We start from the raw sequence: 15,121 nt of genomic DNA, 5'->3' as shown, positions 1-15,121 counted from the left end.
CGGAAATTGCATTTATCATGTTGGAAGGGGATGGGTATTAACAAATGAAGGTTTGTCAAACATATGTTACACCGTCATGCAAAAAATTAAATAAAGTATCTTTAGGAGAAAGCCACTTTAATGGACGCATAGGAAAGTTGTTGTACTTTCGGTTATGAACCTTTAGCTGAGCAGCAAAATCTGCAAAGGAGTAGAACGAGTGGGTTGCATAGAAATATTCGTTATCTTTTCTATGTGATCGTTCTACCTTTCCATTATGTCTTGGTGTAAAAGGTTTAATCAACTTATGCGCAATACCCAGTTCTTTGAGCTTTTTCTCAAACCGGCTAAGGTCATTCGCTCTTTTGCTAACAAATCGCTTAGTGAACTCTGGACCATTGTCTGTCTGCACACATTCCACAACAAAAGGAAAAGCTTTCAGCATGTGTTCTAAAAATACTGTTGAAGAATAGCTGGAGATTTCGTCAAATGCTTCCACATAGCGAAATCTAGAAAATTCATCGATAGCAGTGTATTGATAGAATTTTTGACCTGAAGCTTCACCAACTAAGCAGACGGCAGGAACATGCTTTACATCCACCTGAACCCTTTGACCTGGATAATCCATTTGTTCATAAGGCTTTGGGATATACTTTGGATTTGGAGGCTTGATTGGAGTAAGTTTAAGCCTTCTGAGAACACGCCAAAGACCGGTAATAGAGCGAGAATATCCACGCTGAGAGAGTTTTACCCAAAGTACGACGAGTCCGGCATGAGGGTTTCTACGGCGCATGTCTTTGATGAGCTTCAGTTCCTCAGGAGTATGCTGTTTAGGATGATGATGAGGTCTTCTAGAATGTTCTCTAAGCGACTGGATAGAGCCGTCAAAACGGCGACGCCAACGATAGATGTACTGACGATTGACCTTGTATTTAATAGCAGCCTTGGTAACACCATATTTTTCAGCGTAATTTAAAAGGGATAGACGAAATCTCATATCTTGTGTTATACTTGTCATGCGGGATCTCCTGTGTAATGGTTTGGGGTGGTAACTTAACTTTAACACAAAAATGAGATCTTGCAATTTTTTTATTCAGTTGTAACACATCTATTGTAAACCTACAGCTTGAGTTTAGAGTAAAAATCTGTCATAATAAAACAATAGATTTATTTCGGGAAATGTTATTGTGATTGCTGGCAAATGAAAGGAAATGCAACCCCATAAATTTGGGTTTTAAGCAATCCCGTGTAGAATATAAAAAGATGCAGATGTGATAGATGGAGGACAGATCATGTCATTTGCGGCGGAAACGAAAAACGAGTTGGCTAGAATTGAGCCAGAAAAGAAATGCTGTATGCTTGCAGAAATTGCGGGCTTTCTTAGAGTGTCTGGCAGTCTCAGGCTGGCAGGAGGCGGAAAGTTTAAGATTGTCATTACTACGGAAAATCCGGCAGTGGCGCGGCATTATAAAAAACTGATTAAAGAATATTTTCAAGTAGATACGGAATTAGAAGTGGAGGACGCACCACCGCCCAAGAAAGGCAGAATCTATATGCTTGCCATCAGTCCTGAAATGCGCAGTGAGCAAATTTTGCGTGAAACAGGAATTTTGATGGTGCGGGAAGGCAACAATTATATTTCTGATGGAATATTTGATGGTCTTATTCGCAGCAAGTGCTGTAAGAAAGCGTATTTGCGCGGCATTTTTATGGGTGCGGGAACGATGAATGACCCTGCGAAAAGCTACCATTTAGAATTTGTGTGCGCCAGCAAGAATCTTGCCATGAATCTTCGAAAAATGATAAACAGCTTTGTGGATTTATCCGCAAAGGTGGTGCAGCGAAAAGAAAGCTATATTGTATATATGAAAAATTCGGAGTATATCAGTGATACGCTGGCTATTATGGGTGCTCATACTCAGGTTTTTGCCTTTGAAGATGTGAAGATAAAGAAGGAGCTTGTCAACAACGCGGTGAGGATTACAAACTGTGACAACGCTAATACGGATAGAACTTTGGACGCTTCTCAGCGGCAAATTTCAGCAATCCGAAAAATTGAGAACGCAAAGGGGCTTGGATGGCTACCTGAAAAACTACAGGAGGTTGCAGAGTTGCGCCTGGCGCATCCGGAGGCGAATTTATTGCAGTTAGCGGAGATGATGAACCCGCCGATGAAAAAATCAGGTATCAATAACAGGTTCAGAAGAATAGAGGAACTGGCTGCAAAACTGTAAGGTTTCAGATTAATGTTTTTGGAATCTTAAAAATTGAGAATGAAATATATTAAATAAGAAAAATTTTGAAATTTACTATTGAAAAGTTAATCGTTTAGATGTAGAATGAAAGAACCTAAAAAATTGGTGTTACGGTTAGGCAAAGGATTTACTCCCCTCTGCACGACTTTAACATAAATTATCATATTGCATCTATGGAAAGAAAGACTGCTGCTGCGGTCTTTCTTTTCATTTGAGCACAAGCGTTACTTGGATATAAGAGAAAATATAAGTATTATTTAACAGAAGGTTTAGAGAGAGGGAGCTATGGATGCGATGAAGATGTTTGGAACAAAGATTAAGGTTTTCATTTGCACTGCAGTAGTGATTTCGCTGTTTTTTGTGCCGATGAGCGTGTATGGAATGCAGAAACGAGCTTGGGTTATATAAACCGTATGGGAGGATTTTATAGGGGAAGAAAAAGTAAGCGTTGAAGGAAAGGCACTTACACAATTTCTACAAGTCCGTCTGGAGTATTCTCTTCTACTGGAAATAACAATAGTGTAGAATTGAGTCGGTTGATTTACGTTCTTTCAAAGAAAAATGTAAGTATTCGTATATCAGGAAAGATTGGCATATTTTCAGAGAGGGATGCTTCATCTCGTATAGAACGTTATCATTAAAACGAAAAGACCAAGGCACCGCTTTTGCGGTGCCTTCAATCTTCCTATCAGCATGGAAGCCGATGGAATTACAGTCCTACTTTAGTTAGTCTTCGGCAGTATTTCCAAAGATTAAATAATCTGCAGAAACGTCCAGGATTTGAATAAGTAGTATGAATGTCTGCATAGAGAGTCCTCTGTTGCCGCATTCAATGTCAGATAGAAATTTAGGCGTAATATCCAGATGTTCAGAAAGTTGTTCTCTGGAAAAATTTGCACGTTCTCTGCTGAGACGGATGCGAACACCCATTCCTACCCGGTCAAATTCTTTTAATGTCATATCCTATTTACCTCCTTTCATTATTATGATTTTGGTATGACATAAGCAACGAGGTAATGTCAAGACTTAAAATAAAAATAGGTCGGATTGCCCTAAAAGACTGCAAAGTTTAAAAGGGTACGGATATTTTTGTAGTCATACCTTTTTATACGGCATTTGCAGCAATTTCTTTTATAAATTTAACTGAGAAGAGGTTGTCGAAAAGTACTAATAAGTATAAGGGATCTTATAATAAATAATTATAATTTATTATAGTCAAAATCATAGTGGGTTACCTATATCAGAAATGATATAATATACTTGTCAAGAGGACAAGCGAAAGCGGTTAGCCTTCCTCGAAACTCGAAAGGGGTTTTGGACTAAAAGGAAGGTGGTAATATGATGAGGATTACAATTACCTTTGGTAGAGTAAGAATCACTATTTACATAAAAAAATAACTGCCCACAGCTTGCAACTTTGGCAGTTATTCGTAAACTGTTAGGTTAGCCGTTTTCAATGGCTTTCCTCTTGAAACCAATATACCACAAAGAAGAATAAAATTCAATATCAAAGCAATATTTTCCACATAGCAGCGGCTGTGTTTTTGTCTACTAAAATTTCCAACCTCTTCAAAATTTGAACCTTTTTTAAAATCTATATAATATTATAGAAAGAGAATAAAAGAGAAATTGCGGCAGACGCAATTTTACCGCAAAGGAATCGACCTTAAAATTTATGGCACTTTTACCATCTGAAATTAGTAGAGGAGGTCGCTCCAAATACGTGCATATATAGATATAATATATTAAAATTCTTTACTACGGCTTAGCCGTTATAGATATATGTGAAGCGCGCGGCAGAACTCAACCTGCTACGCGTTTCTTTTTTATCCTTTTCAAAGAAATTTTTAAGATAGGAGGAATACAAAATGAGTTATAAACAGAGTTTTGTATTATATGAAAGCGCATATGCGCAGTTTGAAAGGCTTTTAAAGGCAAAGCAAGTAGAGGGTGCGAACAATTATATTAATGCGGTTATGCAATATGGATTATATGGCGTACTGCCAGATGAAGAAGATAAAGTATGGCTTTATGGTCTTGATAATGTGATAGCGAGCATTGATAGCGCCAAGCCAAACTATCGAAAGAAAATCAATATTCAAAAAGATGAACTTGCAAAGTGCTTGATGGAGGGAAGAACGCAAGCAAATATTGCGGAAATATTTAACTGTTCAGTAGATACGATTCAAAGAAGAATTAAAGAGTATGGTTTAAATACTCTGCCGCCAGAGGATTATTTTTTTGAGGACGATACCGCAGATACCGCAACAAGCAGTATAGAAACAGGGCGCAATTATCTTTCTCATTCACATTCTTTTTCCCATTCTGATTTCTATTCTACTTCTCCAAGGAGTAAAGAAGATAATAACGGGAAATGATGACGGCGAAAGTCCTAGGATTTTAAGGGAAGAATGAAATGGGAGATGGATTTTAAAAAATCGGTTATAGGTATCTGCAGAATTCTTTCATGGGACGTATGTTTCTGGGGTAAAATAGTTTTACTTTAGAAATTCGCTCTTTTCACAGAATCTATCCTCTGACTCGCGAAAAGCGAATACGTTGTATTGACATAGTATGAAAAAGAAGTACAATAATCTTGAAAGGAGTTGATAACATGGCTACTATTTCCATTAGAATGGACGATAATCTGAAAAAGGATGTTGAAAATGTATGTGAGGAACTAGGTTTGAGCATGAGCACGGCATTTACTATTTTTGCCAAAAAGCTTAGCCGGGAAAAGAGAATTCCTTTTGATGTTTCCATAGACCCGTTTTATAGTGATATGAATATGACCTGCTTACGTGAAAGCATTGAACAGATGGAAAAGGGAAACGTGATAGTGAAAACGATGGAAGAATTAGAGGCAATGGCAGATGAGTAAAATCATTTTACACAAAGGGCTTTTGAAGGATATCTTTATTGGCAGTCGCAGGATAAGAAAACCTTAAAAAGAATCAATGCTTTGCTAAAGGATATTGGGCGAAATCCTTTTGAAGGATTTGGAAAACCTGAAGGATTAAAAGTAAATCTGAATGGCTACTGGAGCAGACGTATAGATGGGGTGAATCGCTTGGTTTATCGCATAGTAGATGGTGAAATAGAGGTTTATCAGTGCAAAGGTCATTATGGTAACTAAAGAACTCAAAAACGCAGAAAAGGCGTGGCTGCTTTTGCAGTCATACCTTTTCTTTTTTTTATGCACATTTGCGGTAACTTTCTTAAGCTGTTGTGAGATGTTACGATGTAGTTCGGATTTGTAAAATGATGTTAAAATATGTTGCGAAAATGTTTTAAAGCGTTGAAATTTCAATGAAATTGTAGTATAATATTATTGTAAAAAGTGACAAGTTCTTTAAGAATTATTGATTGCACAATCAGAAAGTGACAACTTCATCCGCTTTCTCACGCTGAATCTCCCACGAAAAAAGGAAGCCCTTCCAAGCTTCCTCTATTTTCTAAGCATTGAATTTTAAACAATTTTGCTTAGCCGAAGTATCTCTTTAACAGACCTTCAAATGCAGCGCCGTGTCTTGCCTCATCCTTAGCCATTTCATGTACGGTGTCGTGAATTGCATCCAGATTCTGCTGTTTAGCCATAGTAGCCAGAGCTTTTTTACCAGCGCAAGCGCCAGCTTCAGCTTCTACTCTCATTTCCAGATTCTTCTTAGTGGAGTCGGTTACAACTTCGCCCAGCAGTTCTGCAAATTTAGCAGCGTGCTCAGCTTCTTCCCAAGCAGCCTTTTCCCAGTACAGACCGATTTCCGGATAACCTTCTCTGTGAGCAACTCTAGCCATTGCTAAGTACATGCCTACCTCAGAACATTCACCTTCAAAGTTAGCGCGAAGACCGTCGATGATTTCCTGGTCAACTCCCTGAGCAACGCCTACAACGTGCTTGTCTGCAAATTCTACTTTACCTTCTTCCTGCTTGATGAACTTGTCTGCAGGAACTTTGCACTGTGGACATTTTTCAGGTGGCTGGTCGCCTTCGTGAACATATCCGCAAACTGAACATACCCATTTCATAATGTTAAATCCTCCTTGAATTTCATTTTTTAATTATGTCTATTGTACCACATTTTTTCTTAAATCTAACACTTTTTTATAAAAGTTCTATGGAATTTTTATAAAAACTTTATGAACAGTGAAAGATATCGATTAGGGTTAGAGTGTACCCGCAGAAAAACCTTGACGAAGGGTCACGAACAGAAACAGCAGATTACTGCTGTTTCTGCCTTTTTATGCATCTATTTTATCGAAGCAGTGCAATACTGCCTGCTAGTTTATTGACTTTTTTCTTGGATCCGCATATGGCAATCCCTATGTAATTTAAGTTGCTTTCGGCAGTGTTGCCCATCTTGAAAGTGAATTCTTCATAGGTTTTACAGGTCTGCGCCAAATCCGAAAAATCTACTGTCAGCAAGTCGGAAAATTCCGGTCTGCAGAGTTTTTCTCGAATTTCTCGCAGAATTTTTTTGTTTCCTGAAAGGATGGGAACAGGAAATTCGATGATTCCTTTGTGTAAAGAGCCGGAACTGTCGGTCACATCACAGCCAACGACCTCAGGCAGTTCTTTACCCAGAGTAATTCCCAAAATTGCTGCGGTGTTGGCAATAATGCCAAGGGGCAGCGTCTCATCAATAATCATAACACATTTTTCTTCTTGTAAATTCATGACAAAATTCTCACTTTCTTGTTAATTTTTTTTGAAGGATATCACGGTACAGGGCTGGTGTCAGACCGGTAAACATGGTGAAATAGCGATTGAAATGGCTTTGGTCCGAAAAGCCTGTGTTGAGAGCAGCCTCAGCAGGATTTAAACCGTCCTCCAGAAGTTGGCGGGCTTTGTTAATCCGAACCGTTTCCAGATATCGATAGGGTGTGATTCCCTTTTCCCTGGTAAACGTGCGCAGCAGGGTGGACTTGCTCTGACAGGCAATATCGCATAGGTCATTCAGTGAAATGTGCCGATCAAAATTTTCGTCGATATAATTACAGACTTTTTCTATGCTGCTAGGATTAGCGCAGTCTTTCTGCGAATCATCCTCTTGGACAAACCCATGACGGCGGAGCAGACGTTCAATGAGGCAAAGGAAAAGTTCCTCTTTCTGAAATTCCTTACTTTCTTCAAAGATTAACTGGTTAAGCTGGTAGATGTACGAGTAAAGTTCCTCGTCCTGCAGCAGCGGTGATACGAAAGCAGGAAGAAACTTTTTGCCGGTTAGCTCTAGGCATCTTTCTTCCATGATTTTCGAGGAAACGTTGAGCCCATAATAGGAAAGAGCGGCGTTGCCATCGGGCAGGCATGCGTGATTCTGGTAAGGAGAAAAGACTATCACATCACCTGCGCGAGCACAGTAGTCGATATTTTTGACAGTCATATTCCGCGAACCCTCAGCGATAATTCCAAGTACATAGTAACCGTGGAAGTGATTGGGAAAGGGCTGCCTTATATGTGCGAAGCGATAGGCTTCAATTTTTAAATCGGTATCGTAGCAGATTGTTCTAGTTTCTTTTTCCATGGAAAGCCATCCTTTCTGGTTTTGATTAGTGATAGTGTATCATGGATTTTAAATACATGCTTGTAAGATATCTTCATTTTGAGTTCTGTTTTTTTTGTCCGCACATACACTGTTTGCAGGAGGCGGTATGGAATGAAAGTAAAAATAAGGACAATCACTCTAGTTTCTTTTGCAGCGGTGATGATGTTTCTCGTGACAGCATGCTCAGGCAAAACCCAAGTGCAGACAAAAGGACAGATTTTAATGGAAAAAAGCTGCGCAGCCTGGACTGACGTCATCGAAAAAGCGTGTGAAATCAAAGACTTTGGGAGACCTTGTGGTACAGCAAAAGAGAGTTTGGAAGTAGTGGATGGTACATATAGTATCCTTTTTGACATTGATGAAGAAATGAACCAGGAACTGGTGGACGGCTATGCGCAAAGCGTATGGCGCGCTTGTGAAAAACGAAGTGGAGAGTCAAATCAAAGCAGCAGCGGCTATCACTATGCCAGCATGACGGAGGCTTCCAAACGGCAGGAACCGCTCAATTATTATATCTGGTATTATCGGGCAGGCGAACAGAAATTTCGCGTGGGGCTTTACCCGACCAATATGGAGACTGGTATTCCTGGCGGACTGGTGCTTCGGATTGAACCCTGGGAGTAACGTAGAAGGCAAGCAGAGGTAACACGGCAGATGCATGAATCCCCTTCCTACGAAATGTAGGACTAGTACCTTTAGTCGTTTTTTACAAAAAAGGTACTAAAACCTTTGAATTGTACTATCCATTATATGGAATTTGAGGGGTTGACTTTCATAAGATGGCAAGTTTTTACGAGAATAGACGCATGAAAAACAGAAAAATACGATAAATTCCGTTTTATTTGCTAAAAATCTTTTAATTAATATAAAATAGCTCCTAATTCTTAGTACCTTTTTTGCAAAAAAACGGATTAGGTATGAAAATCCAATATCCATGGCATTTCACAGGTTTGCCGTGGCAGAAGTAAAATATACTCTTGCACTTTACTCCAGAACTGTGTTAGACTAAAAAAATAGGAGAAGTTGTAGACTTTACTGGGGCAAAAAATGTAAAGGAGACAAGAGAATATGAGATTTGAAATTGCAAAAGAAGTATTTGACCTTCTGCCTAATGGATATTTTGGTATTGTAGCAGTAAAGGGCATGGACAATACCAAGGAAATTCCGGAACTTGAGGCAATGCTGCAGGCAAATATCGAAGTCTGCGAGAAGGATTTTGAGGGAATTAAAGTAAAGAATGCTGACGATATCGTTCCTTACAGAGAAGCATTTCGTGCAATGGGCATCAACCCTAACAGATATATGTGTTCCATAGAGGCACTGCTTGACCGCATTGCTAAGGGCAAGGGATTCCCGCACATCAACGCCATCGTAGATTTGGGCAATGCTGTATCGATTAAGTATCATCTGCCGATTGGCGCCCATGATATGGCGACCATCGATGAAGCGCTGGAAGTGCGTCATTCGAAGCCGGAAGATACATTCATTCCTTTTGGTAACGGCGAGATGGAAAAGCAAGAAGAGGGAGAAGTCGTATATGTTTCCGCAGGTGAGGTCAGAACACGCCGCTGGACATGGAGACAGAGCGAGATTGGTAAGATTACAGAGGAAACCCGTGATGTGCTGTTCCCGATCGATGGATTTACAGATCTGAATAAGGACAAGGTAGAGGAAGCGGCGCAGGAACTGGCAGCCCTTGCTGAGAAATTTTTCGGAGTCAAGGCATCTGTCGGATATATCGACAAGAATAATAGAGTCTTTGAGGTAGAATAGGGGCAGCCGCTCTAAAGCGCTGAACCAGCGTTGACGGATTTCTATTTTTGTCAACGAATTTGGCCATGACAGCAAGGCAAGACCCCACATTTTCTGCCTGACACGTTTGCCATGGACGCATTAGGCAGCCGGCTTGACTTTAGGTTGAATTATTGAGATAATATTACCGTAGCCAATGGCTGCGGTATATTTTTTTAAAAGTAAGGGTGGAGAAGGAGATGAAGAAACTATCGAAGCAAGAAAATCGTTTACAGGTGTTAAAGTTTGTATTGTTTTCCATATCGGCAGGTGTCATTCAGACCGGTGTGTTTACACTGCTCAATGAGTTGTTGCACTGGAGGTATTGGCCGTGTTATCTGATTGCGCTGATCGCATCAGTACTGTGGAACTTTACGCTGAATCGGGAATTTACCTTTAAATCGGCGGGCAACGTGCCTCTTGCCATGGCAAAGGTATTCGGCTTTTACTGTGTGTTTACACCGCTGTCCACCTGGTGGGGCAGTGTGCTGACTGATGGCGGCATAAACGAGTATATTGTACTCTTTGGCACTATGCTAATCAACCTGATAACCGAATTTCTTTATGACAGATTTTTTGTATTTGGCAGCAGTATCAATACGAATAAGAGGGCAAACCGTGAATAAGCAAATTGCTGTAATGATAAATAAATACGCCAAAATGCTGACGCAGATAGATGATAGTCAGCTGGCGAAGTATAAAGTCCTCGTAAGGGTGGACGGCGTTTTTTACGAGACTGAGGGTGATCTTGCCGGCGCATTTACGATTAGAGAAAATGCTGGTGACGCACTTCGGCAGATCTATCCTGTCGAAGGATCAATCCTTATGGGCGGCAGTGAAGTCTGTGCAATCGTGCTTTCCAATACTCGTTATTGCAGGCAGGCAGCACAGGGACAAAAACCTCTTAGGGCTTCCCTCGATGATATGGCGCAGGTTATAGGTCCGAAAGCAGAAGTGCTGCCTTACGAGGAACCCCAGATTAAAGCGGCGCTGCAGCATGCCGCAGGCTGTTTTGTAAAAGATCGTTATACCATCTGCACGGGGCGCAGCCTTTTCGAAGCGGTAACTGCGCTGCAGGTTTTGGAAAAACAGGCAGAAGTCGCACTCAAAGCCCAGGTACTCGGCGGTGCGGTCCCTGTTTCCGAAGAAGAGGCGGTTTTCATGCGGGAGAATTATCTGCAGAATTATTCTAAGGCAGAAAACGCTGTGAAATCCCAGGAAGGAAGGGCGAACCATGGAGCATGAGTACAGAGAGAATTTAGTCGTCTATGGGAAAAAACTTTTGGAAACTGGACTCGTCCAAGGTACTTATGGCAATCTGTCTGTGAGGCAGGACGAACGCTCTATGCTGGTGACGCCTTCGGGACTGGACTATGCAGGGCTTCAGCCGAAGGATATGGTAAAGGTAAATCTGGAAACTCTTGTCTGGGAAGGTTCATTGAGACCTACTTCTGAGAAGGGGCTGCATGGGGAAATTTACAGGGTGCGAAGGGATGTGGGCGCAGTAATCCATACCCACTCCAAATACTGCGCTATTTTTGCGGCGGCAAGAAAAGATGTGCCCATAGAAGATGTGAAAGTGCAGGAGACATTTGGAAAGATGGTAAAGCTGGCAGCCTATGCACTGCCGGGAAGCGAGGAACTCTGGACGCATACGCTGGAGGCTTTAGGGGAAAATAACGGATGTATTATGGCAAGTCACGGCATGTTATGTGTGGGAAAAACTCTTAAAGACGCTTTCGCAAACTGCTGCATGCTGGAAGACTATTGCAGCAAATATATCGAAAGCAGATGGAAAGCGGGTGGATCAAATGGAATTATATGAGATTTTAGAAAAACAGAGAACTTTTTTTCGAGAGGGTATTAGTAGGAATCTGCAGTATAGACGGCGGGGACTTTTGCGACTTCGGGAGAATCTTAGACGTCACGAAGAGGAACTCTATGCGGCATTATATGCGGATCTGGGCAAATCCAGGTACGAAGCCTATGAAACGGAGATTGGGATTGTATACAGCGAAATCACCTATATGGTGCGACATCTCTCGTCTCTGGCAAGACCTCAGCGGGCGCGCACGGCACTGGTGAATTTTCCGGCAAAGAGTACCATTTACAAAGACCCTTACGGTGTTGTTTTGATCATGTCGCCGTGGAATTATCCGCTGCAGCTTACGCTGGTGCCGCTGATCGGTGCGCTGGCAGCAGGCAACTGCGCAGTCGTAAAACCTTCGGCATATTCACCGGAAACGTCCAAAGTCATCGAAAAGATCTTGCATGAGACTTTCAGCGAAGGCTATGTGTACACGGTAACTGGCGGCAGGCAGGCCAATGAGAATTTGCTTGCTGAAAAGTTTGACTATATCTTCTTTACCGGTGGAAAAACAGTGGGCCGGCAGGTCATGGAAGCCGCAGCAAAGCATCTGTGTCCAGTTACCTTGGAGCTTGGCGGAAAAAGCCCCTGCATTGTAGATGAAACTGCCGATATTGCTATGGCAGCACGGCGTATTGTCTGGGGCAAATTTTTAAACTGCGGGCAGACTTGTGTAGCGCCGGATTACGTGCTGGTGCACAGCAGTATAAAGGAAAAACTCCTTGCAGCAATGGTTGCTAATATAGAAGCGCTCTATGGACCGTATCCGCTGGAAAGCAAGGATTATGGCAAGATTATCAGCGAAAAGCATTTTTACAGGCTGGGCGCAATGTTAGAGGGAGAAGCCCCTTACTACTTTGGTGGTGCAGACGACAAGTACTGCAAGATTGGACCGGTGATTCTGGATGACGCTGACTGGAGCAGTCTGTCCATGCAGGAAGAAATCTTCGGACCTATTCTGCCGGTGCTGACCTTTACGGATCTGGCAGAGGTAAAGCGGGAAATCGAGGCTCGCCCGAAGCCACTGGCGTTGTATTTCTTTACAAAGTCAAAAGAAAGGGAACGGTATCTCATGACTCATTTGTCCTTTGGCGGCGGCTGCGTCAACGATACCATCATGCACCTTGTCAGCAACTCCATGCCTTTTGGCGGCGTGGGAGCAAGCGGCATGGGCTGTTACCATGGAAAATACAGCTTCAGGACATTCACCCATGAAAAGAGTGTGCTGAAAAAATCTACGCTGATCGATATGCCGATGCGCTATGCACCTTATCCGGACAGCTTGAGATTTCTGAAAAAGTTTTTGAAATAAATTGAGATCGTTTGATAATGAGAGGATTTTATTATGGAAAAAGTTTTAAATGCAGTGCTGGAGGACTGCAGAAGGTACACCCTGGAAGGGCAGGTTGCCTCCTATATTCCTGAACTTGCTAAGGCTGACAATGAGAAAATCGGCGTTTATGTAGCGATGAAAGAAGGAGAATTTTGTGCAGGCGATTGGGACAAGAATTTTACCATTCAAAGTATTGCCAAAACCATTTTTCTCATGCTCGCCGCCATTGACAATGGTATTGATGTGGTGAAGTCCCATGTAGGTGTAGAAGCAACGGGAAAACCGTTTAATGCCATTGACTACGGTGATTCGGTGATTTTGAAGGAGCATATCAATCCAATGGTAAATATTGGTGCGATTGCAGTCTGCGGCATGGTAAAGGCGAAGGATAATGAAGAGCGATTCCGCCGTCTGATGGAGTTTTCTAAAAAAATTACGGGAAACCCGGATCTGGAAATCGACAGAGAGGTCTACCGCTCAGAGCGGGAAACGGGAAACAAGAACCGGGCGCTGGGCTATCTTCTGAAAAATTCCGGCATGATTTACGGCAGTGTAGATGAACTTTTAGATGTGTATTTTGCTATGTGTTCGATGAAAGTCAACTGCCGGGACCTTGCAAATATCGCGCTGATGCTTGCGAATCACGGAAAGAATCGTCAGGGAGAGCAGATTATTCCAAAAGCTGATGCTCGTTTTCTCAATGCAGTACTGATTACCAGCGGCATGTACGATGGCTCCGGCGAATTTGCAACGACAGTAGGCATTCCTGCAAAGAGCGGCGTTGGCGGTGGTATTATGGCGGACTGCCCGAATCGCATGGGAATCGGAATCTATTCACCTGCCTTGGATCGCAAAGGCAACAGCGTTGCCGGGATTAAAATGCTGGAAGCACTGAGCAGAGAATGGGAACTGAGTATCTTTTAATGGAACCCATCTTTTAAGCTGAAAGAAATAGGGTATAAAGGAACTATTAAAGATTTTTATACTTTTGCTGAGATTTTTCATGATACGAAAAATCCCAGCAGTGTTTGACATTGAAGAACTCTGTGGTAAAATGATAACGATTAGAGTGATAAAGGAGGAATGAGTGATTATGCATTGTGTTAGAAAGGTAACAGATGATCTCTACTGGGTTGGAGCAAACGACAAGAGATTAAATTTATTTGAAAATATTCATCCGATTCCGAGAGGAACTTCTTACAATTCCTATTTGCTGATGGATGAGCAGACGGTTCTGTTTGATACAGCGGACTGGTCTGTCTGCAGGCAGTTCCTGGACAATATTGAATATGTATTAGACGGAAAAAAACTGGATTACATGGTGATCAACCATATGGAGCCGGACCATGGTGCATCTATTGAGGAGATTCTTCTCAGATATCCGGATGTAAAGATTATCTGCAGTGTCAAGGCAGCTGACTTTATGAGACAGTTCAGATTCCATACAGACAATGTGGAAACCGTGAAAGAAGGCGACGTGAAGTCCTTTGGAAAACATCAGGTGACTTTCGTTATGGCGCCGATGGTGCACTGGCCTGAGGCGATGGTATCCTTCGATACGACAAACGGTGTGCTCTTTGCTGCTGATGCGTTTGGATCTTTTGGATCTCTGGATGGTAAACTCTTTGCAGATGAAGTGAACTTCGATAGAGACTGGCTGGACGATGCCAGAAGATACTACACCAATATCGTTGGCAAGTTTGGAGCCAACGTGCAGAACCTACTGAAAAAAGCGGCTGGTCTGGATATTAAATATATCTGCCCGCTCCACGGACCGGTTTGGAGACAGGATTTTGACTACATTCTGGACAAATATAACAAGTGGTCCACTTATACGCCGGAAGAAAAGGGCGTGATGATCGCTTATGCTTCCATGTATGGGAATACAGAGGCGGCAGCTAATATTCTGGCAACAAAGCTGTGCGAAAAAGGCGTTGCTAACGTAGCGCTTTACGATGTGTCCTGCACTCACGTATCCTATCTAATCGCAGAGGCATTTAAGTACAGCCATCTGGCGCTGTTTTCCGTTACATATAACCTGAATGTGTTCCCGGTTATGGCAAATTTCCTGGAGGACATGGCGGCGCTGAACCTGCAGAACCGAACTGTGGCCACGGTTTGCAACGGCACATGGGCACCGCAGGCAGGTCCAAAGATGATCGAAGCTGTCAGCAAGATGAAGAACACGACCCTTTTAAACGAAGGGCTGACTGTGGCTTCTTCCTTGAACGAAGATACTTATGCACAGCTGGAACAGCTGGCTGATACGATTGCAGAAAGCCTGCAGTAAGATAACAGTGCATATTACAATAAAATAGGATTATTACCCAAAAACTGCTGCTAAAAAGTAGCA

General features: G+C 42.2%; 17 protein-coding genes and 1 pseudogene. 13 read left to right on the top strand and 5 right to left on the bottom strand.

Annotation, left to right across the window (positions count from 1 at the left end; all coding sequences use genetic code 11):
• Positions 1-55 precede the first annotated feature (55 nt).
• A complete protein-coding gene (locus tag NFR88_RS09170; RefSeq protein WP_251615363.1) occupies positions 56-997 on the bottom strand; it encodes a DDE-type integrase/transposase/recombinase in 942 nt (313 codons plus the stop codon).
• A gap of 253 nt (positions 998-1,250) precedes the next feature.
• On the opposite strand from NFR88_RS09170, the gene whiA reads away from it, so the two are divergent.
• Together whiA and NFR88_RS15065 are read left to right on the top strand one after the other, a co-directional pair.
• Positions 1,251-2,213, top strand: a complete 963-nt coding sequence (gene whiA / locus NFR88_RS09165) for a DNA-binding protein WhiA (RefSeq protein WP_251615359.1) — start codon at positions 1,251-1,253, stop codon at positions 2,211-2,213.
• 306 nt (positions 2,214-2,519) lie between these two features.
• Complete coding sequence (locus NFR88_RS15065; RefSeq protein WP_279261689.1) at positions 2,520-2,642, top strand: hypothetical protein; 123 nt, start codon at positions 2,520-2,522, stop codon at positions 2,640-2,642.
• A gap of 318 nt (positions 2,643-2,960) precedes the next feature.
• On the opposite strand, the gene NFR88_RS09160 is transcribed toward NFR88_RS15065, so the two are convergent.
• Positions 2,961-3,194 (bottom strand): helix-turn-helix domain-containing protein, encoded by a 234-nt coding sequence (locus NFR88_RS09160; protein WP_161908083.1) that lies wholly within the window; start codon positions 3,192-3,194, stop codon positions 2,961-2,963.
• A gap of 908 nt (positions 3,195-4,102) precedes the next feature.
• On the opposite strand from NFR88_RS09160, the gene NFR88_RS09155 reads away from it, so the two are divergent.
• The 3 genes and pseudogenes from NFR88_RS09155 to NFR88_RS09145 form a co-directional block, all read left to right on the top strand.
• On the top strand, positions 4,103-4,612 hold the full coding sequence (locus NFR88_RS09155) for a helix-turn-helix domain-containing protein (protein ID WP_160202118.1): 510 nt from the start codon (positions 4,103-4,105) through the stop codon (positions 4,610-4,612).
• A gap of 236 nt (positions 4,613-4,848) precedes the next feature.
• Positions 4,849-5,115 (top strand): type II toxin-antitoxin system RelB/DinJ family antitoxin, encoded by a 267-nt coding sequence (locus NFR88_RS09150; RefSeq protein ID WP_251615356.1) that lies wholly within the window; start codon positions 4,849-4,851, stop codon positions 5,113-5,115.
• An 18-nt stretch (positions 5,116-5,133) separates the two neighbouring features.
• A pseudogene (locus NFR88_RS09145) lies at positions 5,134-5,370 on the top strand (Txe/YoeB family addiction module toxin); the annotation flags it as partial.
• A gap of 347 nt (positions 5,371-5,717) precedes the next feature.
• Here NFR88_RS09145 and NFR88_RS09140 read toward each other — a convergent pair.
• From NFR88_RS09140 to NFR88_RS09130, 3 genes are all read right to left on the bottom strand, one after another.
• Entirely contained in the window at positions 5,718-6,263 is a 546-nt protein-coding gene (locus tag NFR88_RS09140; RefSeq protein ID WP_160202183.1) for an NADH peroxidase, read from the bottom strand.
• 223 nt (positions 6,264-6,486) lie between these two features.
• Positions 6,487-6,909 carry a DUF2000 domain-containing protein gene (locus tag NFR88_RS09135; RefSeq protein WP_251615353.1) on the bottom strand — a complete coding sequence of 141 codons (423 nt, stop codon included), beginning with the start codon at positions 6,907-6,909 and terminating at the stop codon, positions 6,487-6,489.
• A 10-nt stretch (positions 6,910-6,919) separates the two neighbouring features.
• Positions 6,920-7,756 (bottom strand): AraC family transcriptional regulator, encoded by an 837-nt coding sequence (locus tag NFR88_RS09130; protein ID WP_160202120.1) that lies wholly within the window; start codon positions 7,754-7,756, stop codon positions 6,920-6,922.
• 132 nt (positions 7,757-7,888) lie between these two features.
• On the opposite strand from NFR88_RS09130, the gene NFR88_RS09125 reads away from it, so the two are divergent.
• The 8 genes from NFR88_RS09125 to NFR88_RS09090 all read left to right on the top strand — a co-directional run bounded on the left by NFR88_RS09125 (position 7,889) and on the right by NFR88_RS09090 (position 15,058).
• Positions 7,889-8,401, top strand: coding sequence for a hypothetical protein (locus tag NFR88_RS09125; RefSeq protein WP_160202121.1), 513 nt, complete (start codon positions 7,889-7,891; stop codon positions 8,399-8,401).
• Positions 8,402-8,845: 444 nt separating this feature from the next.
• A complete protein-coding gene (locus NFR88_RS09120; protein WP_251615349.1) occupies positions 8,846-9,550 on the top strand; it encodes a B3/B4 domain-containing protein in 705 nt (234 codons plus the stop codon).
• Positions 9,551-9,768: 218 nt separating this feature from the next.
• Positions 9,769-10,194, top strand: a complete 426-nt coding sequence (locus NFR88_RS09115; RefSeq protein WP_160202123.1) for a GtrA family protein — start codon at positions 9,769-9,771, stop codon at positions 10,192-10,194.
• Positions 10,187-10,813, top strand: coding sequence for a hypothetical protein (locus NFR88_RS09110; RefSeq protein WP_251615344.1), 627 nt, complete (start codon positions 10,187-10,189; stop codon positions 10,811-10,813). The genes NFR88_RS09115 and NFR88_RS09110 overlap by 8 nt, the downstream gene beginning before the upstream one ends.
• Positions 10,803-11,393 (top strand): class II aldolase/adducin family protein, encoded by a 591-nt coding sequence (locus NFR88_RS09105; RefSeq protein WP_251615341.1) that lies wholly within the window; start codon positions 10,803-10,805, stop codon positions 11,391-11,393. Before NFR88_RS09110 ends, NFR88_RS09105 begins: the two co-directional genes overlap by 11 nt.
• Complete coding sequence (locus tag NFR88_RS09100; protein ID WP_251615339.1) at positions 11,380-12,747, top strand: aldehyde dehydrogenase; 1,368 nt, start codon at positions 11,380-11,382, stop codon at positions 12,745-12,747. Before NFR88_RS09105 ends, NFR88_RS09100 begins: the two co-directional genes overlap by 14 nt.
• Before the next feature lie 33 nt (positions 12,748-12,780).
• Positions 12,781-13,692 (top strand): glutaminase A, encoded by a 912-nt coding sequence (glsA, locus tag NFR88_RS09095; RefSeq protein WP_251615335.1) that lies wholly within the window; start codon positions 12,781-12,783, stop codon positions 13,690-13,692.
• 169 nt (positions 13,693-13,861) lie between these two features.
• On the top strand, positions 13,862-15,058 hold the full coding sequence (locus tag NFR88_RS09090; RefSeq protein ID WP_161908140.1) for an FprA family A-type flavoprotein: 1,197 nt from the start codon (positions 13,862-13,864) through the stop codon (positions 15,056-15,058).
• The last annotated feature ends 63 nt before the right edge of the window (positions 15,059-15,121 follow it).

This window comes from Senimuribacter intestinalis (assembly GCF_943192965.1).
Taxonomy (GTDB): Bacteria; Bacillota; Clostridia; order Peptostreptococcales; family Anaerovoracaceae; genus Senimuribacter; species Senimuribacter intestinalis.
This window is presented reverse-complemented; position numbering and strand designations above follow the sequence as displayed.